At 70.4% G+C, this 26,570-nt stretch carries 23 protein-coding genes and 5 tRNA genes; 21 read left to right on the top strand and 7 right to left on the bottom strand.

Features of this window, described 5'->3' with window-relative positions; genetic code table 11:
- Window positions 1-68: 68 nt before the first annotated feature.
- The 8 genes from AB0D18_RS13270 to AB0D18_RS13305 all read left to right on the top strand — a co-directional run bounded on the left by AB0D18_RS13270 (window position 69) and on the right by AB0D18_RS13305 (window position 3,843).
- Window positions 69-845, top strand: coding sequence for a fumarylacetoacetate hydrolase family protein (locus AB0D18_RS13270; RefSeq protein WP_362416175.1), 777 nt, complete (start codon window positions 69-71; stop codon window positions 843-845).
- Entirely contained in the window at window positions 838-2,349 is a 1,512-nt protein-coding gene (gene gltX / locus AB0D18_RS13275; protein WP_362416178.1) for a glutamate--tRNA ligase, read from the top strand. Before AB0D18_RS13270 ends, gltX begins: the two co-directional genes overlap by 8 nt.
- A 142-nt stretch (window positions 2,350-2,491) precedes the next feature.
- Complete coding sequence (locus tag AB0D18_RS13280; RefSeq protein ID WP_362416181.1) at window positions 2,492-3,211, top strand: HAD family hydrolase; 720 nt, start codon at window positions 2,492-2,494, stop codon at window positions 3,209-3,211.
- Window positions 3,212-3,301: 90 nt separating this feature from the next.
- Window positions 3,302-3,373: transfer RNA gene (locus tag AB0D18_RS13285), tRNA-Gln, on the top strand.
- A 52-nt stretch (window positions 3,374-3,425) separates the two neighbouring features.
- Window positions 3,426-3,498, top strand: a tRNA-Glu gene (locus tag AB0D18_RS13290).
- Between the two features lie 63 nt (window positions 3,499-3,561).
- Window positions 3,562-3,634 (top strand) — tRNA-Glu (locus tag AB0D18_RS13295).
- A 35-nt stretch (window positions 3,635-3,669) separates the two neighbouring features.
- Window positions 3,670-3,741 (top strand) — tRNA-Gln (locus tag AB0D18_RS13300).
- A 29-nt stretch (window positions 3,742-3,770) separates the two neighbouring features.
- Window positions 3,771-3,843, top strand: a tRNA-Glu gene (locus AB0D18_RS13305).
- Between the two features lie 169 nt (window positions 3,844-4,012).
- On the opposite strand, the gene ndgR is transcribed toward AB0D18_RS13305, so the two are convergent.
- Window positions 4,013-4,735 carry an IclR family transcriptional regulator NdgR gene (ndgR, locus tag AB0D18_RS13310; protein ID WP_362416184.1) on the bottom strand — a complete coding sequence of 241 codons (723 nt, stop codon included), beginning with the start codon at window positions 4,733-4,735 and terminating at the stop codon, window positions 4,013-4,015.
- 173 nt (window positions 4,736-4,908) lie between these two features.
- On the opposite strand from ndgR, the gene leuC reads away from it, so the two are divergent.
- The 4 genes from leuC (at window position 4,909) to AB0D18_RS13330 (ending at window position 8,257) form a co-directional block, all read left to right on the top strand.
- Complete coding sequence (gene leuC, locus AB0D18_RS13315) at window positions 4,909-6,339, top strand: 3-isopropylmalate dehydratase large subunit (RefSeq protein ID WP_362416187.1); 1,431 nt, start codon at window positions 4,909-4,911, stop codon at window positions 6,337-6,339.
- 5 nt (window positions 6,340-6,344) lie between these two features.
- Window positions 6,345-6,938 (top strand): 3-isopropylmalate dehydratase small subunit, encoded by a 594-nt coding sequence (gene leuD, locus AB0D18_RS13320; protein WP_362416190.1) that lies wholly within the window; start codon window positions 6,345-6,347, stop codon window positions 6,936-6,938.
- A 257-nt stretch (window positions 6,939-7,195) separates the two neighbouring features.
- Entirely contained in the window at window positions 7,196-7,423 is a 228-nt protein-coding gene (locus AB0D18_RS13325; RefSeq protein ID WP_362416193.1) for a hypothetical protein, read from the top strand.
- Between the two features lie 153 nt (window positions 7,424-7,576).
- A complete protein-coding gene (locus AB0D18_RS13330; RefSeq protein ID WP_362416196.1) occupies window positions 7,577-8,257 on the top strand; it encodes an HU family DNA-binding protein in 681 nt (226 codons plus the stop codon).
- A 152-nt stretch (window positions 8,258-8,409) separates the two neighbouring features.
- On the opposite strand, the gene AB0D18_RS13335 is transcribed toward AB0D18_RS13330, so the two are convergent.
- Window positions 8,410-8,625 (bottom strand): hypothetical protein, encoded by a 216-nt coding sequence (locus AB0D18_RS13335; protein ID WP_362416199.1) that lies wholly within the window; start codon window positions 8,623-8,625, stop codon window positions 8,410-8,412.
- 47 nt (window positions 8,626-8,672) lie between these two features.
- On the bottom strand, window positions 8,673-9,353 hold the full coding sequence (gene cofC / locus AB0D18_RS13340; protein WP_362416706.1) for a 2-phospho-L-lactate guanylyltransferase: 681 nt from the start codon (window positions 9,351-9,353) through the stop codon (window positions 8,673-8,675).
- A gap of 227 nt (window positions 9,354-9,580) precedes the next feature.
- Between cofC and AB0D18_RS13345 the strand changes: the two genes are divergently transcribed.
- The 3 genes from AB0D18_RS13345 to AB0D18_RS13355 are packed head-to-tail and all read left to right on the top strand — an operon-like array spanning window position 9,581 to window position 12,627.
- Window positions 9,581-10,426 carry a lysophospholipid acyltransferase family protein gene (locus tag AB0D18_RS13345; protein WP_362416202.1) on the top strand — a complete coding sequence of 282 codons (846 nt, stop codon included), beginning with the start codon at window positions 9,581-9,583 and terminating at the stop codon, window positions 10,424-10,426.
- Window positions 10,423-11,421 (top strand): NAD(P)H-dependent glycerol-3-phosphate dehydrogenase, encoded by a 999-nt coding sequence (locus tag AB0D18_RS13350; RefSeq protein WP_362416205.1) that lies wholly within the window; start codon window positions 10,423-10,425, stop codon window positions 11,419-11,421. Before AB0D18_RS13345 ends, AB0D18_RS13350 begins: the two co-directional genes overlap by 4 nt.
- Before the next feature lie 48 nt (window positions 11,422-11,469).
- Window positions 11,470-12,627 (top strand): D-alanine--D-alanine ligase family protein, encoded by a 1,158-nt coding sequence (locus tag AB0D18_RS13355; protein ID WP_362416208.1) that lies wholly within the window; start codon window positions 11,470-11,472, stop codon window positions 12,625-12,627.
- Between the two features lie 41 nt (window positions 12,628-12,668).
- Here AB0D18_RS13355 and AB0D18_RS13360 read toward each other — a convergent pair whose 3' ends face one another.
- Window positions 12,669-13,154, bottom strand: a complete 486-nt coding sequence (locus AB0D18_RS13360) for a DUF3515 domain-containing protein (protein WP_362416211.1) — start codon at window positions 13,152-13,154, stop codon at window positions 12,669-12,671.
- Between the two features lie 22 nt (window positions 13,155-13,176).
- Window positions 13,177-13,410, bottom strand: coding sequence for an Lrp/AsnC ligand binding domain-containing protein (locus AB0D18_RS13365; RefSeq protein ID WP_362416214.1), 234 nt, complete (start codon window positions 13,408-13,410; stop codon window positions 13,177-13,179).
- A 233-nt stretch (window positions 13,411-13,643) separates the two neighbouring features.
- Here AB0D18_RS13365 and AB0D18_RS13370 point away from each other — a divergent pair, with 233 nt between their 5' ends.
- Both AB0D18_RS13370 and thiD read left to right on the top strand, forming a co-directional pair.
- The gene (locus AB0D18_RS13370; protein ID WP_362416217.1) at window positions 13,644-14,609 is read left to right on the top strand and encodes a thiamine-phosphate kinase; all 966 of its coding nucleotides are present in this window, start codon (window positions 13,644-13,646) and stop codon (window positions 14,607-14,609) included.
- A gap of 49 nt (window positions 14,610-14,658) precedes the next feature.
- Entirely contained in the window at window positions 14,659-15,483 is an 825-nt protein-coding gene (thiD, locus tag AB0D18_RS13375; RefSeq protein ID WP_362416220.1) for a bifunctional hydroxymethylpyrimidine kinase/phosphomethylpyrimidine kinase, read from the top strand.
- A 74-nt stretch (window positions 15,484-15,557) separates the two neighbouring features.
- On the opposite strand, the gene AB0D18_RS13380 is transcribed toward thiD, so the two are convergent.
- Both AB0D18_RS13380 and AB0D18_RS13385 read right to left on the bottom strand, forming a co-directional pair.
- Window positions 15,558-16,784 (bottom strand): FAD-dependent monooxygenase, encoded by a 1,227-nt coding sequence (locus tag AB0D18_RS13380; RefSeq protein WP_362416223.1) that lies wholly within the window; start codon window positions 16,782-16,784, stop codon window positions 15,558-15,560.
- Window positions 16,785-16,954: 170 nt separating this feature from the next.
- A complete protein-coding gene (locus tag AB0D18_RS13385; protein ID WP_362416226.1) occupies window positions 16,955-18,652 on the bottom strand; it encodes a DAK2 domain-containing protein in 1,698 nt (565 codons plus the stop codon).
- Between the two features lie 245 nt (window positions 18,653-18,897).
- Here AB0D18_RS13385 and rpmB point away from each other — a divergent pair, with 245 nt between their 5' ends.
- The 4 genes from rpmB to AB0D18_RS13405 all read left to right on the top strand — a co-directional run bounded on the left by rpmB (window position 18,898) and on the right by AB0D18_RS13405 (window position 26,511).
- On the top strand, window positions 18,898-19,083 hold the full coding sequence (rpmB, locus tag AB0D18_RS13390) for a 50S ribosomal protein L28 (RefSeq protein ID WP_015036441.1): 186 nt from the start codon (window positions 18,898-18,900) through the stop codon (window positions 19,081-19,083).
- Between the two features lie 128 nt (window positions 19,084-19,211).
- On the top strand, window positions 19,212-22,310 hold the full coding sequence (locus tag AB0D18_RS13395; RefSeq protein WP_362416229.1) for a BTAD domain-containing putative transcriptional regulator: 3,099 nt from the start codon (window positions 19,212-19,214) through the stop codon (window positions 22,308-22,310).
- A gap of 70 nt (window positions 22,311-22,380) precedes the next feature.
- The gene (locus AB0D18_RS13400) at window positions 22,381-25,500 is read left to right on the top strand and encodes a helicase-related protein (RefSeq protein WP_362416232.1); all 3,120 of its coding nucleotides are present in this window, start codon (window positions 22,381-22,383) and stop codon (window positions 25,498-25,500) included.
- A 105-nt stretch (window positions 25,501-25,605) separates the two neighbouring features.
- Window positions 25,606-26,511, top strand: coding sequence for a hypothetical protein (locus tag AB0D18_RS13405; protein ID WP_362416235.1), 906 nt, complete (start codon window positions 25,606-25,608; stop codon window positions 26,509-26,511).
- Window positions 26,512-26,570: the final 59 nt, after the last annotated feature.

The following is a 26,570-nucleotide window of genomic DNA, read 5'->3' on the forward strand; positions in this document are numbered from 1 at the left end:
GCACCCCCACCCGCGTTAGCCTGGAGCGTCAGACTTCAGCCAGCTCAGTTAAGGGGCGCAGGCATCCCGTGCGCATCGCCAGATTCTCCATCGACGGCAATGTCGCCTTCGGCGCGGTCGAGGGCGAGGGCCCTGACGGCCTCGTCCTCGACATCATCAAGGGCATTCCGTACGCCGACTTCGAGCTCTCCGGCGTCAAGGTCCCGCTCGACAAGGTGAGGCTCCTGCCGCCCGTACTCCCCAGCAAGGTCGTGGCCATCGGCCGCAACTACGCGGAGCACGCGGCGGAGCTCGGCAACGAGGTCCCCGACGTACCCGTCGCGTTCTTCAAGCCGTCCACCTCCGTCATCGGCCCCGGCGACTCGATCGCCTACCCCTCCTTCTCCTCCGAGCTGCACCACGAGGCCGAACTGGCCGTGGTCATCGGCCGCATGTGCCGCGAGGTCCCCCGCGAGCGCGTGAAGGACGTCATCCTCGGCTACACCTGCGCCAACGACGTCACCGCCCGCGACGTGCAGCTGCGCGAGAAGCAGTGGGCCCGCGCCAAGGGCTTCGACACCGCCTGCCCGCTGGGCCCCTGGGTCGAGACCGACCTCGACCCCTCCGACCTCACCATCCAGTGCACGGTCAACGGGGAGCAGCGCCAGCTCGGCCGCACCAGCGACATGCTCCGCTCGGTCGAGGACCTGGTCTCCCACATCTCCGAAGCGATGACCCTCCTCCCCGGAGACGTCATCCTCACCGGCACCCCCGCGGGTGTCGGACCCCTGAACGTCGGCGACGAGGTCGCCGTCACCATCGAAGGCATCGGCACTCTCACCAACAAGGTGATCAAGCGTGGCTAACACCCCCTCCGTCCCCGTCCGCGTGCGGTTCTGCCCCTCCCCGACGGGCAACCCGCACGTGGGCCTCGTCCGTACCGCCCTTTTCAACTGGGCCTACGCCCGGCACACCGGCGGCACCATGGTCTTCCGCATCGAGGACACCGACGCCGCGAGGGACTCGGAGGAGTCGTACGACCAGCTCCTCGACTCCATGCGCTGGCTCGGCCTCGACTGGGACGAGGGCCCGGCTGCGTACGACGGCTCCTCCGTCGAGGCCGTCGGCCCGCACGCGCCGTACCGCCAGTCCCAGCGCATGGACCTCTACAAGGACGTCGCCGAGAAGCTCCTCGCCGCCGGCCACGCGTACCACTGCTACTGCTCCACCGAGGAGCTGGACGCCCGCCGCGACGCCGCCCGCGCCGCCGGCAAGCCCTCCGGCTACGACGGCCACTGCCGCGACCTCACCGCCGACCAGAAGCAGGCGTACGAGGCCGAGGGCCGTCCCGCGATCGTCCGCTTCCGGATGCCCGACGAGGCGATCACCTTCACGGACCTGGTCCGCGGCGAGATCACCGTCCTGCCCGAGAACGTCCCGGACTACGGCATCGTCCGCGCCAACGGCGCGCCGCTGTACACCCTGGTCAACCCGGTCGACGACGCCCTGATGGAGATCACCCACGTCCTGCGCGGCGAGGACCTGCTCTCCTCCACTCCGCGCCAGATCGCCCTCTACCGGGCGCTGATCTCCCTCGGCTTCGCCAAGGCGATCCCCGCCTTCGGCCACCTGCCGTACGTGATGGGCGAGGGCAACAAGAAGCTCTCCAAGCGCGACCCACAGGCGAGCCTCAACATCTACCGCGAGCGCGGCTTCCTCCCCGAGGGCCTCCTCAACTACCTGTCCCTGCTCGGCTGGTCCTTCTCCGCCGACCAGGACATCTTCACGATCCCCGAGCTGATCGAGAAGTTCGACGTCGCCGACGTCAACGCCAACCCGGCCCGCTTCGACCTCAAGAAGGCCGAATCGATCAACGCCGACCACATCCGTCTGCTCGACCCGAAGGCCTTCGCCGAGGCCTGCGAGCCCTGGCTGACGGCCCCGCACGCAAACTGGGCCCCCGAGGACTTCGACCGCGCCGCCTGGGAGGCCATCGCCCCCCACGCCCAGACCCGCGTCACGGTCCTCTCGGACATCACCGCCAATGTCGACTTCCTCTTCCTCAAGACCCCGGTCGAGGACGAGGCGTCCTGGACCAAGGCCATGGGCAAGGGCGACCCGGCGGCCCTCCTCACCACGGCCCGCGCCAAGCTCGAAGCGGCCGACTGGTCGGACCCTGAGTCCCTCAAGAACGCGGTCCTGGCCGCCGGCGAGGAGCACGGCCTCAAGCTCGGCAAGGCCCAGGCCCCGGTCCGCGTCGCCGTCACCGGCCGCACGGTCGGCCTGCCCCTCTTCGAGTCCCTCGAAATCCTGGGCAAGGACAAGACCCTGACCCGCATCGACGCAGCCCTGGCAAAGCTCACCGCATAAGCATTTCCCGTACGTGACCGACGAGGGGCGGCAGCCGATCCGGCTGCCGCCCCTCGCCCGTTCCCCGCCCCTCGCCCGTTCCCCGCCCCTCGCCCGTTCCCCGCCCCGCGTCCGTTCCCCGCCCCGCGGCTAGGCTCGCTCCATGCCGATCCGCGCCGTCCTCTGGGACATCGATGACACGATCTTCGATTACTCCTCCTCCGACCGCATCGGCATGACGCGGCACTTCGCGGCCGAGGGCCTGCCCGGCGGGTACGACACCGTGGAGCAGGCGCTGGGCCGCTGGCAGGAGCTCACCCGGCTGCACTGGGGCCGCTTCGCCGCCGGTGAGTCCACCTTCGACGAGCAGCGCCGCGACCGGATCCGCGATTTCCTCGGTACGGACGTGCCGGACTCGGAGGCCGACGACTGGTTCGCCCGCCATGTCTCGCACTACGAGGCCGCCTGGGCGCTCTTCCCCGACGCCGTGCCCGTCCTGGACGCCCTCTCCGAGGGCTATCGGCACGCGGTCCTCTCGAACTCCAGCATCCGCAACCAGGACCGCAAGCTGCGCGTCCTCGGCGTGCGCGACCGCTTCGAGGCCGTGCTGTGCGCCGCCGAGCTCGGGGTCTCCAAGCCGGACGCCGCGGCCTTCCACGCAGCCTGTGACGCCCTCGCGCTGCCGCCGCACCAGGTCGCGTACATAGGTGATCACCCGGACATCGACGCGCAGGGGGCCGTGGCCGCCGGGCTGACGGGGATCTGGCTGGACCGCTCGGGGGAGGGCGGTCGGCCGGATCTGGTCTCCGTGTCCGGACTCGATCAGGTGCCTGAGCTGCTGCGCGGCAATACCCGTTTTGGAGCCCCGGACACCTTCGGGTAATGTTCTTTCTGCGCCGCCCGAGAGGGCCGAAAGGTCCGGCCGGGAAGCGCAAGCCGAACAAAGACCCCCGATCAGGGGGTTGCGTTTTGGTGGGCTATGGTGTAATTGGCAACACTACGGTTTCTGGTACCGTCATTCTAGGTTCGAGTCCTGGTAGCCCAGCTCGCAAGAGCTGTTGAAGTCACGCAAGTGAAGGACATGCAGCTCTGCTAGGGCCCCCGTTGTGTAGCGGCCTAGCACGCCGCCCTCTCAAGGCGGTAGCGCCGGTTCGAATCCGGTCGGGGGTACAGATCCTTTCTTTCCGACACCTTCAGGTCGCTCCTGGATGTTTCGATGCAAGGATCGCTAGGGCCCCCGTTGTGTAGCGGCCTAGCACGCCGCCCTCTCAAGGCGGTAGCGCCGGTTCGAATCCGGTCGGGGGTACTGGTCACCATCAATTCAAAATGGTTGAACCACCATGGGCTATGGTGTAATTGGCAACACTACGGTTTCTGGTACCGTCATTCTAGGTTCGAGTCCTGGTAGCCCAGCGCAAGTTCAGCAGTACAGCAGCAGACAGGCCCCCGTTGTGTAGCGGCCTAGCACGCCGCCCTCTCAAGGCGGTAGCGCCGGTTCGAATCCGGTCGGGGGTACATGGAGAGAAGCCCTCCGCATCATCGATGCGGAGGGCTTTTTCGTGTGTCCGTACAGCCGTGTGCGGTACGCCAGTTGTACGGCAGGAGCCCTGAACTCCGCTGCTGTGGCGGGGAGTTCAGGGCTCCGGGGTGAAGTGTCGTACGGGAGAAGAGGGTTGACGGGGTGTCAGCTGCCGCCCGAGCGGCGCAGGGACTCCGAGAGGCGGGCCGCCGCGTCGATGACCGCCTGGGCGTGCATCCGGCCCGGGTGGCGGGTCAGGCGCTCGACCGGTCCGGAGACCGAGACGGCGGCGACCACACGGTTCGAGGGGCCGCGCACCGGCGCCGAGACCGAGGCCACGCCCGGCTCGCGCTCGCCGATCGACTGGGCCCAGCCCCGGCGGCGTACGCCGGAAAGGGCGGTGGCCGTGAAGCGGGCGCCCTGCAGGCCCCGGTGCAGGCGCTCCGGCTCCTCCCAGGCCATCAGGATCTGGGCGGAGGAACCGGCCTTCATGGTGAGGGTGGAGCCGACCGGGACCGTGTCCCGCAGTCCGGACAGGCGCTCCGCGGCGGCGACGCAGATGCGCATGTCGCCCTGGCGGCGGTAGAGCTGGGCGCTCTCGCCGGTCACGTCGCGGAGATGGGTGAGAACCGGTCCCGCCGTGGCCAGGAGGCGGTCCTCGCCCGCTGCCGCGGAGAGTTCGGAGAGACGGGGGCCGAGAATGAAACGGCCCTGCATGTCCCTCGCCACCAGCCGGTGGTGTTCCAGTGCCACGGCCAGCCGGTGGGCCGTGGGTCGTGCGAGCCCGGTGGCCGCGACCAACCCCGCGAGGGTGGCCGGACCGGACTCCAGGGCGCTCAGCACGAGCGCCGCCTTGTCGAGAACGCCGACGCCGCTAGAGTTGTCCATGCGTCGATACTCGCGTCTCACTCTGTGAAACGCAAGTTCAATTTTCCAACGAACTTGTCACGCTGTACCGGCGGCCGCACAACGGCCCGCGGTCACCGCCCCGTACCGGGGGCCGGGCGCGGTGAACCGCATCTCTAGTTGAGCCGGCAAAGCCGCCGGCCGGAGGGAAAGCGATGGGTAGGACACTCGCGGAGAAGGTCTGGGACGACCATGTCGTCCGGCGCGCCGAAGGGGAGCCCGACCTGCTCTTCATCGATCTTCACCTGCTGCACGAGGTCACCAGCCCGCAGGCCTTCGACGGGCTGCGGAAGAACGGCCGCCGGGTACGGCGCCTCGACCTCACCATCGCCACCGAGGACCACAACACCCCGACCCTCGACATCGACAAGCCCATCGCGGACCCGGTCTCCCGGATCCAGCTGGAGACGCTGCGCAGGAACTGCGCCGACTTCGGCGTGCGGCTGCACCCGCTGGGCGACGTCGAGCAGGGCGTCGTCCACGTGGTGGGCCCGCAGCTGGGACTGACCCAGCCGGGCACCACGGTCGTCTGCGGCGACTCGCACACCTCCACGCACGGCGCTTTCGGCGCGCTGGCCTTCGGCATCGGTACGTCCCAGGTGGAGCACGTACTGGCGACGCAGACCCTGCCGATGGCCCGCCCCAGGACCATGGCCATCACGGTCGAGGGCGAACTGCCCGACACCGTCACCGCCAAGGACCTGATCCTGGCGATCATCGCGAAGATCGGCACCGGCGGCGGCCAGGGACACGTCCTCGAATACCGCGGGTCCGCCATCGAGAAGCTGTCGATGGAAGCGCGGATGACCATCTGCAACATGTCGATCGAGGCCGGCGCCCGAGCGGGCATGATCGCCCCCGACGCCACCACTTTCGACTACCTCAAGGGTCGCGACCACGCGCCGCAGGGCGCCGACTGGGACGCCGCCGTGGCGTACTGGAAGACGCTGAAGTCGGACGACGACGCGGTGTTCGACGCGGAGGTCCTCATCGACGCCACCTCGCTGGCCCCGTTCGTCACCTGGGGCACCAATCCGGGCCAGGGCGCGCCGCTCTCGGCGAACGTCCCCGATCCCGCTTCGTACGAAGACGCTTCGGAGCGCCACGCCGCCGAAAAGGCCCTGGAATACATGGGGTTGACCGCCGGGCAGGCGCTGCGCGACATCTTGGTCGACACCGTCTTCGTGGGTTCCTGCACCAACGGCCGTATCGAGGACCTGCGGGCCGCCGCCGCCGTGGTGGAGGGCCGTTCGGTGGCCGAAGGGGTCCGGATGCTGGTGGTCCCCGGTTCCGTACGGGTGGCGCTGCAGGCCATGGACGAGGGCCTGGACAAGGTGTTCACCGCCGCGGGCGCCGAATGGCGGCACGCGGGCTGCTCGATGTGCCTGGGCATGAACCCGGACCGGCTGGCCCCCGGTGAGCGTTCCGCCTCCACCTCCAACCGCAACTTCGAAGGCAGGCAGGGCAAGGGCGGCCGTACTCACCTCGTATCGCCGCAGGTGGCCGCCGCGACCGCGGTCCTGGGCCATCTGGCCTCGCCCGCCGACCTGTCCGACGCAGCCGCAACCGCTCTCGTGGAGGCCTGAGAACCATGGAAGCTTTCACCGCGCACACCGGCCGGGCAGTGCCCCTGCGCCGCTCCAACGTGGACACCGACCAGATCATCCCCGCGCACTGGCTCAAGAAGGTGACCAGGGACGGTTTTGAGGACGGGCTCTTCGAGGCCTGGCGCAAGGACCCTCGGTTCGTGCTCAACCAGCCCGAGCGGAAGGGGGCCTCCGTCCTGGTCGCCGGACCCGACTTCGGCACCGGATCCTCCCGCGAGCACGCCGTCTGGGCCCTGCAGAACTACGGTTTCAAGACAGTTGTGTCCTCCCGCTTCGCGGACATCTTCCGGGGCAATTCGCTCAAGAACGGCCTGCTCACGGTGGTTCTGCCGCAGGAGACCGTGGAGCGGCTGTGGGCGCTCGTGGAGAGCGACCCGAACGCCGAAATCACCGTTGATCTCCAGGCCCGGCAGGTCCGCGCCCAGGGCATCACCGCCGACTTCGAGTTGGACGAGAACGCCCGCTGGCGGCTGCTGAACGGCCTGGACGACATCGGCATCACGCTGCAGAACGAGGACGCGATCACGGCGTACGAATCAAGCCGCCCGGCCCACAAGCCGAGTACGATCCGCGCCTGACCGCGCCGGCGGCCCCCGCCGCGGCCCCTTTCACGGCTCCCCGGTAGCCCGTTCGGCCTGAGATTCATGCCTCACTTTCGGTGCCCCCCGCCATTCGTGGCAGGGGGCGCCGAACTGTGTTCCGGGACTCAACTACGCATGTGAGTAAGGAAGTTGGGCACTGGGGCGGAAGTGACTTGAGGGGCTGATGGAGCCTGGAATTCCGTTAGTTGCCCCCGGCGGAGGCGACAACTCGCCCCAGATGGCACAATCGGTGCATGGAACGTGACAGCCAACTCGAGCTCTACGAGGCGGTCGCGGACCAACTGAAAGAAGCACACACACGGCTGCGTGCACTGCAAGTCCCGGAGGGCGTACGGATGGCGCTGTCCCGGAAGCTGCTGGTCATATCGGCCGCGGCGAAACACGATCTCGCGACTGCAGCTAGGCGCCTCGACAGGTTGATGAAGGACCTCGACGAGGGCCGATTCCCCGAAGGCAACTAGGTCTATGGAACTCCACAAGGACTCCCGCAAGGCCTACTTCGTTGCGGCACTAGGGTGATTAGCCCGTTTCGTGTTTGATTTGCGGTATATATCTGCCTAACGTGCGAATAAGCCTGGACATTTCGTTCCGGCAATGTCTCCGAAGGGGAAGACGTGAACAAGGCCCAGCTCGTAGAAGCGATTGCCGACAAGGTCGGCGGCCGTCAGCAGGCCGCTGACGCCGTGGACGCCGTCCTGGACGCGATCGTCCGCGCCGTCGTCGCAGGCGACCGCGTCTCGGTCACCGGTTTCGGCTCGTTCGAGAAGGTCGACCGTCCGGCCCGCTACGCCCGCAACCCGCAGACGGGTGAGCGTGTTCGGGTCAAGAAGACCTCGGTGCCGCGCTTCCGCGCGGGTCAGGGCTTCAAGGACCTGGTGGCCGGCTCGAAGAAGCTCCCGAAGAACGACGTCGCCGTGAAGAAGGCGCCCAAGGGCAGCCTGTCGGGCGGTTCTTCCACCCGTACGACCGCCAAGGCCGCGGCCAAGAAGGCCACCGCCAAGAAGGCGACCGCCACCAAGAAGGCCACCGCCGCGAAGAAGACGACCGCGACGGCCGCCAAGAAGACCACGGCGACGGCGAAGAAGGCCACGGCCAAGAAGGCCACCGCGACCGCCAAGAAGGCGACCGCCACGGCGAAGAAGGCCGCTCCGGCCAAGAAGACCGCGACCACGACCAAGAAGGCCGTGGCCAAGAAGACCGCTCCGGCGAAGAAGGCCACCGCCAAGAAGGCGCCCGCCAAGAAGACCACGGCGCGCAAGACCACCGCGAAGAAGACCACCGCCAAGAAGAAGTAGTTCAAGGCAGCGCGGTACTCACACGCCGGGCCGGGCTCCCTCCGGGGAGCCCGGCCCGCGGTGCGTTCCGGAGGTGCTTCGTGGTGGTGCTTCGTGAGGGTGGGGGCGGAGACAGGGCGTCACAGGGGCCTCAGAGGCCCCAGAAGCCCCTCTCAGAACGTCTGGAGCGTCACCAGGGTGATCCGGGCGTCCGCGCCCGTGGCCGCGCCCCCGTCGGCCGTCTCGATCCGTACGCGCTGTCCCGCGCGCAGCAGCCGCAGCCCGCCCGCGTCGAAGGCCGCCGCGTCGAAGGGCACCGGGGTGCCGTCGTCGAGCAGCACACTGCCGCTGCGGGTCTCGGAGTCGTACGTGTACGCGGTCGCCTGCATGGCGGCAGCGTATCGGCAGGGGAGCGGCGGAGAGGTCCGCGCCGGGGCTACAGCTGGGGCTGGTGCACGGATCCGGCGAAGCCGGCGGGCAGGGCGGCGCGCAGGGCCGCCGTGTGCGCGCCGGTCCCCAGGACGAACGCGGTGCGCAGATCGTCCCCGGTATCCACGTCCTGCCGCACAGAATCCACCAATTCCAGCTGCAGCTCCTCCGCACCGGAAAGGATGTGCCGCAAACGTGAAGGTCCCCCGAACGAGGGCCTCAATTCCACATCTGGCGCAGCGGAAAGGAATGTAGTTCCGATTCCGGCCGCATCGGTCAGAAATGCACGCGGAAATTCTGTCGCACGGTCGAGCACCCGCTGCAATTCGGCGGGGCGCAGCGCGGGCAGATCGGCGTTCAGCGCGGCGACCGCCGTGCGGGCCCCGGCCGCCCGCAGCGACTGTGCCCCGTACGCCAGCGCCGCGTTGAGGCCCGCCGCGGGGGCGTCGGGGACGATACGCGCCCCCAACTCGGCCAGTGCGACACCGGCCGTGGCGTCGTCCGTGACGACCACCACATCCCGTACCGCCGCACAGGCCAGCGCCGCGGCCACGGTGTCCTGCGCGAACGCCAGGGCGAGAGAGGGCCTGAGCGGACCGGGAACGGCGGTGGCGAGCCTGCTTTTCGCCCGCGCCAAGGGCTTCAGCGGGACGACCAGGGACCACGAGGGGGTCCGGGGCGGGTTCAGTTGCGGGCCTCCGTCCGGGCGCGGCCGGTGCGTCTTCGTCACGTGATCGGGAGGGGAACGGGCCCATTGTCGCCCGAGGTCCCGACAACCGAGAGGCCCGGTCCCCGGGCCGGGGCGTACGGTGTTCTCGACAGACGAGGGACCCGGGGCGACACTTGTCCGCCTGATCAGGGCGCACAGGTGCACACGGGGTGCAGCGGCCAGGGTCCCAGAGGAAGGTGTCCCGAGTGTCCCGCCGCAGAATCGGCTTCTGGTACCGCATGGCCGCGGTCATCGCCAAACCCCCGCTGCTTGTTCTGTTCAAGCGGGACTGGCGCGGAATGGAGCACATTCCGGCGGACGGCGGTTTCATCACCGCCGTGAACCACAACTCCTACGTGGATCCCCTGTCCTACGCGCACTGGCAGTACAACACCGGCCGGGTGCCGCGCTTCCTCGCCAAGGCGGGGCTCTTCAAGACCCCGTTCGTCGGCATGATGCTGCGCGGTACGGGCCAGATCCCGGTCTACCGCGAGACCACCGACGCGATGCGCGCCTTCCGGGCCGCCATCGACGCCATCGAGCGCGGCGAGTGCGTGGCCTTCTACCCGGAGGGCACCCTCACCCGCGACCCCGACATGTGGCCGATGGCCGGCAAGACCGGGGCCGCCCGTGTCGCGCTGCTGACCAAGGTGCCCGTGATCCCGGTCGCCCAGTGGGGCGCGAACCTCGCCATGCCGCCGTACGCGAAGGGAAAGAAGACCGACTTCTTCCCGCGCAAGACCCTTCAGGTGCAGGCCGGCCCGCCCGTGGACCTGGAGCGGTTCTACGACAAGGAACCCACGCCGGACGTGCTGCGCGAGGCGACCGAGGTCATCATGGCCGCCATCACCGAACTCCTCGCGGAAGTACGGCAGGAGCCGGTGCCCGCCGAGGTGTACGACCACCGCAAGGCACGGGCCGAACTGCGGCGCAGGGCCGCGGCCAAGAAGGCGGCCGAGCAGGAAAAGGCGGCCGGGCAGGCAAATCCGGCGCAGGTAAATCCGGCGCAGGTAAATCCGCCGCAGGTGAAGACTGGAGAGAACGAGAAGTGACACGGGTCGCCGTCTTCGGCAATGGCTCCTGGGGGACCGCCTTCGCCATGGTGCTCGCCGACGCGGGCTGCGAGGTGTCCCTGTGGGGCCGCAACGCCTCCCGCGCGGACGTCATCAATTCCACGCGTACGAACCCCGAATACCTGCCGGGGATCGAACTCCCCGCGGGCATCACGGCCACCGCCGACGCCGCACAGGCCGCTGCGGGTGCGGACTTCGTGGTCCTGTGCGTCCCCTCGCAGACGCTGCGCGAGAACCTGAGCGGCTGGAAGGACCTGCTGCCCGCAGACTCCGTCCTCGTCTCCCTGATGAAGGGCGTCGAACTCGGTACCGCGAAGCGGATGAGCGAGGTCATCGCCGAGGTCGCCAAGGTGCCCGACGAGCGCGTCGCCGTGCTCAGCGGGCCGAACCTCTCGAAGGAGATCGCCGCCCGGCACCCTGCCGCCGCGGTCGTCGCCTGCCGGGACGAGGACGTGGCCGTACGGTTCCAGGCCGCGTGCCACACCCCGTACTTCCGCCCGTACACGACGACCGACGTGGTCGGTGTGGAGCTGGGCGGCGCCGTCAAGAACGTCATCGCGCTGGCCGTCGGCATCGCCAACGGCATGGGCCTCGGCGACAACACCAAGGCCTCGCTCATCACGCGCGGTCTCGCCGAAACCACCCGGCTGGGCCTCGCGATGGGCGCCGACGCGCACACCTTCGCCGGTCTCGCGGGCATGGGCGACCTGGTCGCCACCTGCTCGTCGCCGCTGTCGCGCAACAACACCTTCGGCATGAACCTGGGCCGCGGCATGACCCTCCAGGAGGCCGTCGCCGCCACCAAGCAGACCGCCGAGGGCGTCAAGTCCTGCGAGTCCGTACTGGATCTGGCCCAGCGGCACGGCGTCGAGATGCCGATCACCGAGACGGTGGTGAGCATCGTCCACGAGGGCAAGCCGCCGCTGGTCGCGGTGAAGGAGCTGATGTCGCGCAGCGCCAAGCCGGAGCGCTGAATTCCGCCGGGCAGGCCCTAGGGGCATCTCGGGTACCCTCAAGCCGATATGAGCAGCGAGAACCTCCCCCAGAGCCCTGCCCAGGAGCCCCGCAAGCCGCGCGTGGCCGTCGTCTTCGGCGGTCGTAGCTCCGAACACGGCATTTCGATCGTCACCGCCGGCGCCGTCATGCGGGCCATCGACCGTGAGAAGTACGACGTGCTGCCGATCGGCATCACCACGGACGGGCGTTGGGTGCTGACCGCCGACGCGCCCGACCGGATGGCGATCGACGACCGCAAGGTGCCCAGCATGGAGCAGCTCGTGGTGTCGGCCGACGGCGCCGTGGTCCTGTCCGTGGATCCCGCCAACCGCGAGGTGGTCTACAGCGAGCCGGGCTCCGTGCCCAAGGCGCTGGGCGAGGTCGACGTCGTCTTCCCGATGCTGCACGGCCCGTACGGCGAGGACGGCACCCTCCAGGGCCTCCTCGAACTCTCCGGCGTCCCGTACGTCGGCTCGGGCGTGCTCTCCTCGGCCGTCGGCCAGGACAAGGAGTACATGAAGCGCGTCTTCACCTCCTTCGGCCTGCCGGTCGGACCGTATGAGGTCATCCGTCCCCGGGAGTGGGACAACGACCCCGCGGCGGCCCGCAAGAAGATCGTGGACTTCGCCGGCGAGCACGGCTGGCCGCTCTTCGTGAAGCCCGCCCGCGGCGGCTCCTCCATGGGCATCACCAAGGTCAACGCGCTGTCGGGGCTCGACGAGGCGATCGAGGAGGCCAGGCGGCACGACCCGAAGGTGCTCGTCGAGTCGCTGCTCACCGGGCGCGAGATCGAGTGCGGGGTGCTGGAGTTCGAGGACGGTCCGCGGGCGAGCGTGCCCGCCGAGATCCCGCCGGTCTCCGCCCACGACTTCTACGACTTCGAGGCCAAGTACATCGATTCGGCGGCCGGGATCGTCCCCGCGCCGCTGACCGACGTGCAGACGGCGGAGCTGCAGCGGCTCGCGGTCGCGGCGTTCGACGCGGCGGCCTGCGAGGGCCTGGTCCGGGCGGACTTCTTCCTGCAGGACGACGGCGAGTTCGTGATCAACGAGATCAATACGATGCCGGGCTTCACCCCGATCTCGATGTACCCGCGAATGTGGCAGGAGAGCGGCGTCGACTACCCGGAGCTGGTCGACCGGCTGATCACGGCGGCGCTGCGGCGGCCGACGGGGCTCAGGTAGTTCTCACGTACGGACTCGGGCAGCCCTGTGTACGGACCGGGTCAGTCGGCGATTCCGGTCGGGATGGTCTTCTTGACGGGGCCGGCGAGATCGGTCAGCGGGCCGAGATCGCCGGCGTACTCCTTGCCGAAGACCACCTCGACATAGGCGAGGCGCAGACTGGTGGTGAGCCGGAATCCGCCCTCCGGGAGTTTCTCCAGGAGCCAGCTCACACCGTTGACGTCGACCCCGTCCTGAGCAGGGTCCGACATCTTCGCGGGTCGGGGGACCCCGCAACGCAGTACGATCGCGGAGCCTCCCCAACCGGCGGTCAGCGACGAATCCGGCTTCGGGTCGACGCGGTCCATTTCGGCCAGGGTGTCCGGCAGTTCCTCGTGCAGCTTGCCGCACATGGCCGAGACGTCCTTGGACGGGGAGGGAACCGTGATCGTTGCCGCGGCGTCACTGGAAGAACAGCCCGCAGCCGCCAGCAGGACGGCGGCGGCGGGCAGTGGGGCAAGACGGCTCAGCAGGCGACGAGTAGACATCACCGGCCAAGCGTAGACGGGGCTACAGGTGGACGACCGGGCAGGTCAGTGTGCGTGTGATGCCGTCCACCTGCTGGATCTTGGCGACCACCATGCGACCGAGGTCGTCCACGGTGTCCGCCTGGGCCCGCACGATGACGTCGTAGGGTCCGGTGACGTCCTCGGCCTGGATGACTCCCGCTATCTTGCCGATCAGGTCGGCGACGGTCGATGCCTTGCCGACTTCGGTCTGGATGAGGATGTACGCCTGTACCACGGAACCTCCAAAGCGGCCACGAGGATCATGTGGGGTGGGGGAAAGAGACGCCACCGTATCGCGTCGTCGCGGGCGGTGGGGAGACTTGCGCGGCCGGTGACGCCCGTACGCAAGAGGCGCGGCACGGCATACGACATGACGTACGGCGAACAGAAGTTGACGTACATGTTGACGGTACCTACAGCAGGGTCGGCTCGCGACCGCAAGCGCACTGGGGCAGAAGGGGCACATTGATGAAGGGCACCGTGGGCGAACTGGGGGAGTTCGGCCTCATCCGGGAGCTGACCTCCAGGCTCACCACCACCCCGGCCGTGCGGCTCGGGCCGGGGGACGACGCGGCGGTCGTGGCCGCACCCGACCGGCGGGTCGTCGCCAGCACGGACATCCTCCTGGAGGGGCGGCACTTCCGCCGCGACTGGTCGACGGCGTACGACGTGGGCCGCAAGGCCGCCGCGCAGAACCTCGCCGACATCGCCGCCATGGGCGCGGTGCCGACGGCGCTGCTGCTCGGCCTCGTCGTGCCCGCCGAACTCCCGGCCACCTGGCCGGTCGAGCTGATGGACGGGCTGCGCGACGAGTGCCAGGTGGCGGGCGCCGCCGTGGTCGGGGGGGACGTCGTACGGGGCGACACCATCACCGTCGCGATCACCGCGCTCGGCGACCTCCGCAACCACGAACCCGTGCTGCGCTCCGGCGCCCAGCCGGGCGACGTGGTGGCGGTGACCGGCTGGCTGGGCTGGTCGGCGGCCGGGCACGCGGTGCTCTCGCGCGGCTTCCGCTCGCCGCGGGCCTTCGTCGAGGCGCACCGCCGGCCGGAACCGCCGTACCACGCGGGTCCCGCGGCTGCCGGGCTCGGCGCGACCGCGATGACGGACGTCAGTGACGGTCTTGTCGCCGACCTGGGGCACATCGCGGAGGCGAGCAAGGTCCGGATCGACCTGCGCTCGGGTCTCATCGACATCCCCACCCAGATGTCGGACATCGGGCAGGCGGTCGGCGTCGACCCGCTGCAGTGGGTGCTGACCGGGGGAGAGGACCACGCGATCGTGGCGACCTTCCCGCCGGACGTGAAGCTCCCGGCCCGCTGGAAGGTCATCGGCGAGGTCCTCAACCCGTCCGCGCTGCCGCAGGTGACGGTCGACGGGGCGCCCTGGACGAGCAAGGGCGGCTGGGACCACTTCGGCGACATCGAGGGCTGAGCCCGTCGCGGCAGAGTCCGCTTCGCGCGGCCGCGTTACATTCGCAGGTATGCGAATAACTCCTGCTGCGCGTCACGGCGTGCTCCCCTGCGTGCTCACCGTCGCCGGATCGGATTCCGGCGGCGGCGCCGGCATTCAGGCCGACCTGAAGACGATGCTGGCGCTGGGCGTGCACGGAATGAGCGTGATCACGGCCGTCACCGCCCAGAACTCCCTCGGCGTGCAGGGGGTTTGGGATCTTCCGGTCGAGGCGGTACGGGCCCAGTACCGCAGCGTCGTCGACGACATCGGCGTACAGGCCGTGAAGACCGGCATGCTGTCCTCGGCCGAGCTCGTCGAGACGGTCGCGGAGCTCCTCGCGGACACCGACGCCCCGGTGGTCGTCGACCCGGTGGGCGTCTCCAAGCACGGCGACCCGCTGCTCGCCGCGTCCGCCCTGGAGTCCGTACGCAAGAGGCTCCTGCCGACGGCGACAGTGGCCACCCCCAATCTCGACGAGGTGGCCCAACTCACCGGTGTACGCGTCGAGTCGGAGGCCGGGATGCGGGAGGCGGCGGACGCACTGCTGGCGTGCGGGCCGCGCTGGGTGCTGGTCAAGGGCGGTCATCTTCCGGGCGACGCCGTCGACTTGCTGACGGACGGCACCGAGGAGCACTGGCTGCGCTCCGTCCGCCACGACAACCGCCATACGCACGGCACCGGTTGCACGCTCGCTTCCGCGATCGCCTCGGGTCTGGCGAAGGGGCTCGACGTCCCGCAGGCCGTCTCGGCGGCGAAGGAGTACGTCACGGAGGCGATCGTGGCGGGCTTCGCCCTGGGCGCGGGCATCGGACCTGTCGACCACGGGTGGCGGCTGCGGAACCCGGCGGGGTAGTTCCGCCGAAGCGGGGACTCGGGGCCGGGGACCCGGGGCCCGGGACTCATTGTCGGGGACTCATTGCCGGGGACTCAGGGGTAGTCCCGCAGGATGATGTCCGTGGCGGCCTTCTCGGTGAGCTTCTTGAACAAGCGGGCCAACGGGCGGGAGCCGAGGATCCGGTACGTACGGTCGCGCTGGCGGAGCTTGCGCTCGGTGGGCGGGGCCAGGAACGGACCCGCGTTGCCCGCGATCTTCTGGCAGCCCTTCGCGAAGCCCCGGAATCCGGCCTCGTACGCGGCGAAGGCGGTGCGGTGGTCGCCGTGCGCGGCAGCCAGCTCGCCGGCCAGTACGTACGCGGCGACGATCGCGGCCCCGGTGCCCATGCCGCCCATCGTGGCCCCGTACCCCGCGTCGCCGATCAGCACGACGCGGCCGGTGGAGAGCCGGTCGATGTGGATCTGGGCGATGGCGTCGAAGTACAGCTGGTCGACCGATTCCAGGGCGGCGAGCGCTTCCAGGGCCCTGGGCGCCTCCCAGCCCATCCCCGCGTACCGCTCGGCGATGATCTTCTGCTGCTGGGCGAGGTCGCCCCGGTCGAAGTCCAGCCGCTCGGCGGAGGAGAAGACCAGGGCCACGCCCGCCCCGGCCGGGTCGCCGTCGTAGTTGCTGATACTCACCATGCGGCCGGGGTCGCTGTACAGGCGGGCGGTGCGGTCGAGGCCGAGGTGGTTGGGGATGTCGAAGCCGGCGACGTAGTGGCCGAGGAAGCGCAGATACCGGGACTCGTCGCCGAAGGCGAGGCGGCGGGTGCGGGAGTGCAGGCCGTCGGCGCCGACCACGAGGTCGAAGGTGCGGGGCCGCGCCTGCTCGAAGGTGACGTCGACGCCGGCCGGGGTCTCGTGGAGGGTGGCGATCGAGTCGCCGAAGACGTACTCGACGTTGTCGAGGTCCTTGGTGCGCTCGTACATGATCGAGGCGAGGTCGCCGCGGAAGATCTCGACGTCGCCGCTCATCAGTGCGGCGGGCAGATCGACGCGGGGAGTACCGTCGGCGTCGACGACGGTCTGCACACCCATGTGCGTCTGGCGGGCGTGCACCTCGTCCCAAATCCCCATGTCCTGAAGGACCTTGCGGTGCACATGCCCCCGGAAGTCGACGGCGAAGCCACCGGGCCGGAGGGCGGGCGCCTTCTCGACGACAGTGACCCGGGCCCCGCGCCGGGCGAGCTGAAGGGCGAGAGCGGGCCCGGCGATGCTGGCACCGGAGATGAGGAGGTGGAGGTGGGAAAGGCTGTTGTTGCGCTGCTGCGTCGTCATGCCGGTGAGCTTGGCGGGGCTGGCTTACCGAGCTCTTACCGCCGCCTGACGGGGGCGCCCCACAGGGGCGCGGGGCCGTATCGGATCTGCGGCTCCGCCGCGTGGGCGCGACCAACCACAACGCACCTGCACGACGACCACCGGCCCCCGGCAGGAAACGGTGTCGTCCCCTACTCGATCCCGATCAGCAGCGGCGCCGCCTGCCGCCCACCCCTGTACGTCACCGTGTCCACCGCCAAATGCCGCCTGCGCACATGGGATTCGAGTGCGTCCGCCAGCCCGTCCGGGACGTCCTCGCCGAGGACGAGCGTGACCAGCTCGCCCCCCGCCGACAGCATCCGGTCCAGCACCGTCCGTGCCGTCGACGCGACGTCCGTGCCGATGACGGCGACGTCGCCGTCGATCAGCCCGAGGATGTCGCCCGCCTGGCAGACCCCCGCCGTCGTCCACGACTGCCGTTCCGCGACGGCCAGTTCGGCGTAACGGGTGGCGCCCGCCGCCGACGTCATCGCCACCACGTCCTCGTCGAACCGCCGGTCCGGCTCGTGCACGGCGAGGGCCGCGATGCCCTGGACCGCCGCCCGCGTCGGAATCAGGGCGACCCGCACGCCCTCCGTACGTACCTGCTGGGCGGCAGCCGCAGCCGTGTGCCGCAGGTCCGCGTCGTTCGGCAGGAGCACCACCTCGCGCGCGTGCGCACGCCGGATCGCGTCGACCAGTTCGCCGCTGGCCGGCGGCTCCCCGGGCCGCGCCAGCACGGTCGTCGCACCCGCCTCCGTGCACAGCTCCCTCAGCCCCTCGCCCGGGACGACCGCGACCACGGCCCGCTGGGCGCGCTCACGCGGCGGGGCGACCCGGTCCGCACCGAAGTGCGTGATCCGGATGCGGTACGGACGTCCCGCTTCCACCCCCGCCTCCACGGCCGCACCCGCGTCGTCGACGTGCACATGGACGTTCCACAGGCCGTCGCCGCCGACGACGACCAGGGAGTCGCCGAGTCCGTCGAGCCGGGCCCGCAGCCGGCCCACCGCCGCGTCGTCCGCCTCCAGGAGGTAGATCACCTCGAAGGCCGGGCCGCCCTCGTCCGCGTGGTCGGCGGAGCAGTCGTCGACGAGCACACCGTGCGGCGCCTGCGGACGTACGGCCACGGCCTCCCCGGTCAGCGCCTCGACCAGCGACCCGAGCACGGTCACCAGGCCCCGCCCGCCCGCGTCGACGACCCCGGCCCGGCCCAGCACCGCCAGCTGTCCGGTGGTGCGCGCGAGCGCGGCCCGTGCTCCCTCGTACGCGGCGCGTGCGACGTCGGCTGTCCCGTCGGCCGGCGTGCCCGCGTCCGCCGCGTCCGCCGCCGCCGTGGCCACCGTCAGCACCGTGCCCTCCACGGGGTGCGCCACCGCCTCGTACGCGGACGACGCCGCCCGCCGCAGCGCCCGCCGCAGACCCGCGCCGTCGGCACTCTCCCTGCCGGGGCCCTTCCCGTCGGCACCCTCTTCGCCGGCGCTCTTCCCGCCGGCCAGTTCCTCGGACATTCCGCGCAGCAGCTGGGAGAGGATCGTCCCGGAGTTCCCCCGGGCGCCTATCAGCGCGCCGTGCGCCATCGCCCGTACGGCATCGCACAGCAGCGGAGCGGATACGGAAGGACCGGTGGGGGAAGGGACGGAAACCGTCTCGTGGGCGGCGAAGACCGCCTCCACGGCCTGGGTGGCCGACTCCATCGTCAGATAGAGGTTGGTTCCGGTGTCGCCGTCCGCGACCGGATAGACGTTGATCGCGTCGATCTCTTCGCGCTCCGCACCCAGTGCGTGCAGCGCCAGCGAGCACCAGGTGCGTACCGCGACGGCGTCGAGGTCGTCGGGGGACTGCGGCACCTGGGCCTCCTCCTTGAGCAGCGGGAACGTTCGCAGACTAGCTTCCGGCGGTGGGCCGGGGAGGGAAGGGGCCGGGGCGGGGGTCCCGGCAGCCGTGGTAGTTTCGTTGTACGAGAGCAGTCGTTGTATGCTGCTCCGGTTGCCCGATGAAAATCGGGACATTCCCCCGGCTACGCCACAGGATCCTCGGATCTTTCGGCATGCCGGAATTCACTGTAAGTGCATCTGAAGTCTTTGGAGTGACCGTGGCTGCCAACTGCGACGTCTGCGGCAAGGGGCCGGGCTTCGGCAACAACATTTCGCACTCGCACCGCCGTACCCCGCGTCGTTGGAATCCCAACATCCAGCGCGTGCGTGCAGTGGTCGGTCGGACGCCGAAGCGGCTTAACGTCTGCACCTCGTGCATCAAGGCCGGCAAGGTCTCGCGCTGACGTCTAGATAGCGCGGCCACCTAGCTGGTTGCTTAAGGAACCGGTCCACCCTCGGGTGGACCGGTTTTTTTCTTGCCCGAAAACGCTTCGGGAGCCCGCGAACCCCCTCTGTCCAGCACAATCGGCGGGTGCGCTTCGGACTGCTGGGCCCCATGGAGATACGTAACGACGACGGCGAGGCCCTCGACCCCGGCGGCACACGGCCGCGTTCCCTGCTCGCACTGCTGCTGCTGGACGCGGGCCGCACGGTGGGCACGGAGCGGCTGATTGAGGGGCTGTACGGAGACGAGCCGCCCGCCCGCGCCGCCAACGCCCTCCAGTCACAGGTGTCCCGACTGCGGCGCAGGCTCACGGCGCTCGGTGAGGGCCCCGGCGGGGGCATCGGCGCGGGCATCGAGTCGCTGCCCGCCGGCTACCGCCTCGACGTCGCCCCGGACAGCGTGGACGTGCACCTCTTTGAGGCGACGGCGCGGGCGGGACGCGAGGCACTTGGCGCGGGCGAGCACGGACGGGCCGCGGAACTGCTGCGGGAGGCGCTCGGCCTGTGGCGGGGCCCCGCCCTGGCGGACCTGGCGTCGGTGCCGTTCGCACGGGCTCAGGCGGACCGGCTGGAGGCGATACGGCTGGGCGTACGGGAGGACCTGGCGGAGGCGGAGCTGGGGAGGGGGACGGGGCCGGGGGCCGGGCTCGTACCGGAGCTGCGCGAACTCGTCGCCGTACATCCGCTGCGGGAGCGGCTCTACGGGCTGCTGATGCGGGCGCTGCGCGCGGCCGGAAGGCCCGCGGAGGCCCTGGCCGTGTACGAGGACGCCCGGCGGGCCCTCGCCGACGCACTGGGCGCCGACCCCTCGCCCGAGCTGGCCGCCCTCCATCTGGAACTGCTGCGCCCGGAACGCGCCGCCGTGCCGCGCCCGGTGCCCGCCACGATCACCAGCTTCGTGGGGCGTACGCGGGAACTCGCACATCTCGGCGAGCTGCTCGCTGCCGCGCGCCTGGTGACCCTCACCGGGCCCGGCGGGGCGGGCAAGACACGGCTCGCGGTGGAGGCGGCGGGGCGCTGGCCGGGCGAGGTCTGCTACGCCGAGCTGGCACCGGTGCCGGACGCGGCACGGCTGCCGTACGCCGTACTGGGAGCGCTCGGCGTACGGAGCAGCGGCTTCCGGGAACGGGCGGGGACGGCGGACGCGACGGACCGGCTGCTGTCCGCCCTGGCCGCGTTCGAGGGGCGCCGGCTGCTGCTCCTGCTCGACAACTGCGAGCACCTGGTCGACGAGGTGGCCCGGCTGAGCGCACTGCTCCTGGGAGTCTGTCCCGGCCTGCGGATCCTGGCGACGAGCCGTGAAGGCCTCGGCATCACCGGGGAGACCCTGGTGGCGGTGGAACCCCTGGGAGCCCAGGCGGCGGTGCAGCTCTTCCTGGAGCGGGCAGCGGCCGTGCGCCCCGGCTTCGCCTTCCGTCCGGGAGGCGGCAGCCACGCGCGCGTGGAGCACATCTGCGCGGCCCTGGACGGACTGCCGCTCGCCCTCGAACTGGCGGCGGCCCGGCTGCGCACCCTCTCCGTCGGCGCGATCGCGGACCGGCTCGACGACCGCCTCGGCCGCGGCGGCGACGACCGCTTCCGGCTGCTGTCGCGCGGCGACCGTACGAAGGAGGCCAGGCATCGCACCCTGGGCGCGGTCGTGGAGTGGAGCTGGGAGCTGCTCGACGAGGCGGAGCGGGAGCTGGCCCGGCGGCTGACCGTGTTCGCGGGGGGTGCGACGCCGGACGCGGTGGAGCGGGTGTGCGGGGTCGACGACGCGGACGGCCTGCTGGCCTCGCTCGTCGAGAAGTCCTTCGTGACGGCCGTGGACGGCCGGTACCGGATGCTGGAGACCATCCGGGCGTTCTGCGCGGAACAACTGGGCGACAGGGAGCGGGAGTTCCGGGACGCCCACGCGGCGTACTTCCTCGCGACGGCCGAGACCGCCGAACCCCTGCTGCGCGGCAAGGACCAGCTCCTCTGGCTGGACCGCCTCGACGCCGAGCACACCAACCTGCTGTCCGCCCTGCGCCACGGCACCACCGCCGCCTCTTTGAGGCTGCTGGCCTGCCTGTCCTGGTACGCACCGCTGCGCGGCCGGGCCGGCGAACTGTCGGCTGCGGCACGGGAACTGCTGGCACGGGCGGAGGACGAGCCGCCCGAGGGGCTCGTGGAGGAGTACACGCTGTGCCTCCTGGCCGCCGTCGGCCACCGGGACGGGGTGGACTGCGGCGCTGCGGACGTGGTGCTGATCGCCCGCGCAGGCGCTTTGATGGAGGGCCTGGTCGGGCGGCTGCGGATGCCGCACGCCCTGACTCTGTGGTCGCTCGCGGCGGGCCCGCGGACCAGTGCGGAGGCGACGGAGGAGGCGGAGGCGGCGTACGGGAGCAGCAGTCCGTGGGCGGCCGCCCTGCTGCGGATGGGCCGCGCCTACCAGCACCTCTATGAGGGGCGGCCCAGGCCGGCCGAGGAGGCGTTCGCCGGGTCGCTCGACGGCTTCCGCGCGACCGGCGACCGGTGGGGCATCGCCAACGCCCTCGACCCGCTGGCCACGTTCGCGCACTGGCGCGGGGACGCCGGCCGGGCACTGGCCCTGCTCGGCGAGGCGCTCGCCCTCGTACAGGAGCTCAGGGCGCCGGAGGAGACCGCCGACATGCTGCTGCGGCGGGCCCATGTGCTGCTGCACGCCGGCCAACAGGCGGAGGCGGTCGCCCTGTTCACCAGGTCGGCGGAGCTGGCACGGGGCATCGGCCTGCCGGACAAGGCGGCGGGCGCGCTGCGCGGGCTCGGCGACGCGGCCCGCCTGTCCGGGGACACGCCGCGTGCGCGCGTGCACTACGAGGCGGCGCTCGAAGGGGGCTCGCCGAACTGGTTCGGTACGGGCGAGACGCTGCGGGTGTTCCTCGGGCTGGGGCGCACGGCGTGGGCGGAGGGCGACGGGGCACAGGCCCTGGAGTGGTTCGAGCAGGCGGCGGTACTGGGGGAGGAGACCCCGGGACGGCTGCTGCTCGCCGAGATCGCGGAGGCACGGGCGGAGGCTGCCGGTCCGCTGCGGGCGGCGGAACTGCTGGGCGAGGCGGAGGGGCTGCGGGGCACGGCGGTGCTGGGCGACCGGGACGTCGTACGGACGCGGGAGACGGCCCGGGGCGCGCTCTCGGCCGCCGAGTACGGGGCGGCGTACGAACGGGGGCGCAGGGCTCGCGCGTGAGGGGCGCGTGAATCCCGCGAGCCACGGGGTTTTCCACAGGGCGAGGGCGTTGTCAGAGGGATGGTGTCCAATGGATCTCGTGCCCTCGCTCGACGAATCACTCAAGAAGACACTCGGCGGCACCACCGCGAAGGTGATGGCCGAGCACCTCGACCTGCACACGGTCGGTGACCTGCTGCACCACTACCCCCGGCGGTACGCCGAGCGCGGCGAGCTCACCCAGCTCGCCGACCTCCCGCTCGACGAGCACGCCACCGTCGTCGCCCAGGTGGCCGACGCCCGCGTCCTGCGCTTCAACAACGGCAAGGGCCAGCGCCTCGAAGTCACCCTCACCGACGGCAGTGGACGCCTCCAGCTGGTCTTCTTCGGCAAGGCGATCTACCACCACCAGAAGGAACTGCTGCCGGGCCGCAAAGGCATGTTCTCCGGCAAGGTCGGCATGTTCCGCAACATCCGCCAGCTCTCCCACCCGGCCTACGAAATGCTCGGCAAGGACGCGGGCGAGGACGCCGTCGCGGCGTGGGCGAACCAGCTGATCCCGCTCTATCCGGCCTGTGCCCAGATGGAGAGCTGGAAGATCGCCAAGACCGTCGACCTCGTCCTGGCCTCCATGGAGGCGACGAAGTGGGCGGAGATCGTCGACCCGCTGCCCGACGCCCTGCGGGACGGCCGGGGCCTTGTCCCGCTGCCCGAAGCCTTCCGCAAGATCCACCGGCCGCGTACGAAGGCGGAGATCGCCGAGGCCCGCGACCGGCTGAAGTGGGACGAGGCGTTCGTCCTCCAAGTCGCCCTGGCCCGCCGCAGGTTCGCCGAGACGATGCTCCCGGCCGTCGCCCGCAAACCGGTCCCCGAAGGACTGCTCGACGCCTTCGACGCCACACTCCCCTTCACCCTGACCGACGGCCAGCAGAAGGTGTCGAAAGAGATCTTCGACGACCTGGCCACGGAGCATCCGATGCACCGCCTCCTCCAGGGCGAAGTGGGATCGGGCAAGGCGCAGCCGCTCGATTCCATGGTGCTGACGCCGCGAGGGTTCCGGCGCATGGGCGATATGGCTGTCGGAGACGAAGTCGTGGTGCCGTCGGGCGACATCGCGCTCCTGGACGGAGTCTTTCCCCAAGGGGTACGGGACGTCTGGCGTATCGAGCTCTCCGACGGCACCTCTGTGGAGTGCGACGACGAGCATCTCTGGATCGTCGGCACGAGCTGCGACTGGGACCGGGGCCGGCCCCCGAAAGTTCTGACGACACGCGAAATCAGGTCGGACACATACAAGGCCAACGGAAGCGCGAAGTGGTACATCCCCGTGGTGACCCCGGTGGACCTGGGTGGTGATGAAACCCTTCCCCTTGACCCGTACGTCCTCGGTCTTCTTCTTGGCGACGGGTCGTTTCGACACAACCTGCGCTTCAGTTCCGTGGACGACGAACTCATCGATGCGGTCAGGTCCGCGGTGACCCCGCAGTGCGAGGGTGCCACCTCGCACGACACATTCGTCCCGGCGGAATTCAAGAACACGTCGATCAAGAATCGCCTGGCGGTCCTGCAGGGTCTGATGGACACCGACGGCACGGTTCAGGCCGACGGCACGGCCGTTTCCTTCTGTTCGGCTTCGCGGCGGCTGGCCGATGATGTGGCGTGGCTCGCGCGGTCCCTCGGCGGGAGAGCGCGGGTTCTCACGAAGAAGGCTGCGTACCACGTGTCCGTTGCGCTGCCCGACCTCTACCCGCCCTTCCGGCTGGAGCGGAAGGCACAGCGGATGACGGGCAGACCGAAGTACAACACCTTCCGGCGAGGAATCCGCGCGGTCGAGTACGTCGGCCGCAAAGAGGTGCAGTGCATCAGCGTGGCCCATCCGAGCCACGCCTACGTGACGGACCATTTCACCGTCACCCACAACACCATGGTGGCCCTGCGCGCCATGCTCGCCGTCGTCGACGCGGGCGGGCAGGCGGCCATGCTGGCGCCCACCGAGGTGCTCGCCCAGCAGCACCACCGGTCCATCACCGAGATGATGGGCGAGCTGGCCGAAGGAGGCATGCTCGGCGGATCCTCGCTCGGCACGAAGGTGGTGCTGCTCACCGGCTCGATGGGGATGCCCGCCCGGCGCCAGGCGCTGCTTGACCTGGTCACGGGCGAGGCGGGGCTCGTCATCGGTACGCACGCGCTGATCGAGGACAAGGTGCAGTTCCACGACCTGGGGCTGGTCGTCGTCGACGAACAGCACCGGTTCGGCGTCGAACAGCGCGACGCGCTCCGCTCCAAGGGCAAGCAGCCCCCGCACCTCCTGGTCATGACCGCCACCCCCATCCCGCGCACGGTCGCCATGACCGTCTTCGGCGACCTGGAGACCTCCGTCCTCGACCAGCTCCCCGCCGGGCGCTCGCCGATCGCCACCCATGTCGTCCCGGCGAAGGACAAGCCCCACTTCCTGGCCCGCGCCTGGGAGCGCGTACGGGAAGAGGCGGAGAACGGCCACCAGGCGTACGTCGTCTGCCCGCGCATCGGCGACGGCGAGGACGAGCCCAAGAAGAAGTCCAAGAAGGCGGCCGAGGACGCGGACGATCCCGAGAAGCGGCCGCCGCTCGCAGTCCTGGAGATCGCCGACCGGCTCCGCACCGGGCCGCTTGCCGGGCTGCGCGTCGAAGTGCTGCACGGGCGCATGCAGCCCGACGACAAGGACGACGTGATGCGCCGCTTCTCCGCGGGCGAGGTCGACGTCCTGGTCGCCACCACCGTCATCGAGGTCGGGGTCAACGTCCCCAACGCCACCGCCATGGTGATCATGGACGCGGACCGCTTCGGCGTCTCCCAGCTGCACCAGCTCCGCGGCCGGGTCGGCCGCGGCTCCGCCCCCGGCCTCTGCCTCCTGGTCAGCGAGATGCACGAGGCCAGCCCCGCCCGCGCCCGCCTCTCCGCCGTCGCCGCCACCCTCGACGGCTTCGAACTGTCCCGCATCGACCTCGAACAGCGCCGCGAGGGAGACGTCCTCGGCCAGGCCCAGTCCGGCGTCCGCTCCTCGCTGCGCGTCCTCGCCGTCATCGAGGACGAGGAGGTCATCGCCGCCGCCCGAGAGGAAGCGGTCCAGATCGTCGCCGCCGACCCCGAACTGGAGCGGCTGCCGGAGCTGCGGACGGCGCTGGACGCGTTGCTGGACAAGGAGAGGGAGGAGTATCTGGACAAGGGGTGATCACGCCTCGTTCGCCCCAACTGCCCCTTGCATCAAACAAGTTGACGAGAGCATCAACAGTGCACAGGATCATCACGGAACATCCAGAACTCACCTGGAGGCACGATGAATCCGAGCACGTCACGCGGTGCCCGCAGCCGCCCGTTGTCCCGCATCGCGGCGACTCTCGGCCTTGCCCTGGTCCTCGCGTCCGGCGCGCTGGCGACGGCCGGGACGGCGCAGGCCCAGCCCGTCGAGTCCGGCTCGCTCAGCTTCGCCGGTGACGACTGGATCGGCGGCGGCGAGTCGTACGCGTACTCCGTCGAGAACAAGGACAAGTTCTCCGTCACCAGCAACAAGGACCAGAACGTCATCTCGGTCTCCGTCAACGCGGCGAACGGCTCCTGGTGGTCGCTCGACCTCGCGGACGGCAAGGCCCTGAAGGCGGGCAGCTACCCGGGCGCCATCCGCTACCCGTTCAACGACGCGGGCCAGCCGGGCCTCTCGCTGAGCGGTGACGGCCGCGGCTGCAACACCCTCACCGGTTCCTTCGATATCGCCCAGGTCGTCTTCGGGCCGAACGGCTACGTCCAGAAGCTCGACGCCACCTTCGTGCAGCACTGCGAAGGAGGGGACGCGGCGACCAAGGGCGAGATCCACATCTCCAACCCGGAGCCGCCCGCCGAGCTGTCCCTCGGCCTCGACGTGTCCCTGGAGGGCCAGGCGAGCACGCTGAACGGCAAGGCCACCGTGCACGGCAAGGTGAGCTGTGACGTACCGGCCCAGGTGGAGGTCGCGGGCGACGTGACCCAGGTGAAGAACAAGGTCATCATCCGCGGTGCCTACAGCACCAGCGTGGCCTGCACCCCGGGAGCTCCCGTCGCCTGGACCGCCAAGGCCGTGCCCACGGGCACGACCCCGTTCCAGAAGGGCCTGGTCGAGGTCGAGGCACGGGCCTCGGCGGTCGACCCGAACTACGGGAACACCGTGACGGTCTCCCGGACCGAGGCCGTCCGCCTCGTCAAGGGCTGAGCCCCGAAGCACCACGGCCCCGAAGCACCACGGCCCCGAAGCGCCACGGCCCCGAAGCA

The organism is Streptomyces sp. NPDC048442, from assembly GCF_040651475.1.
GTDB lineage: Bacteria > Actinomycetota > Actinomycetes > Streptomycetales > Streptomycetaceae > Streptomyces.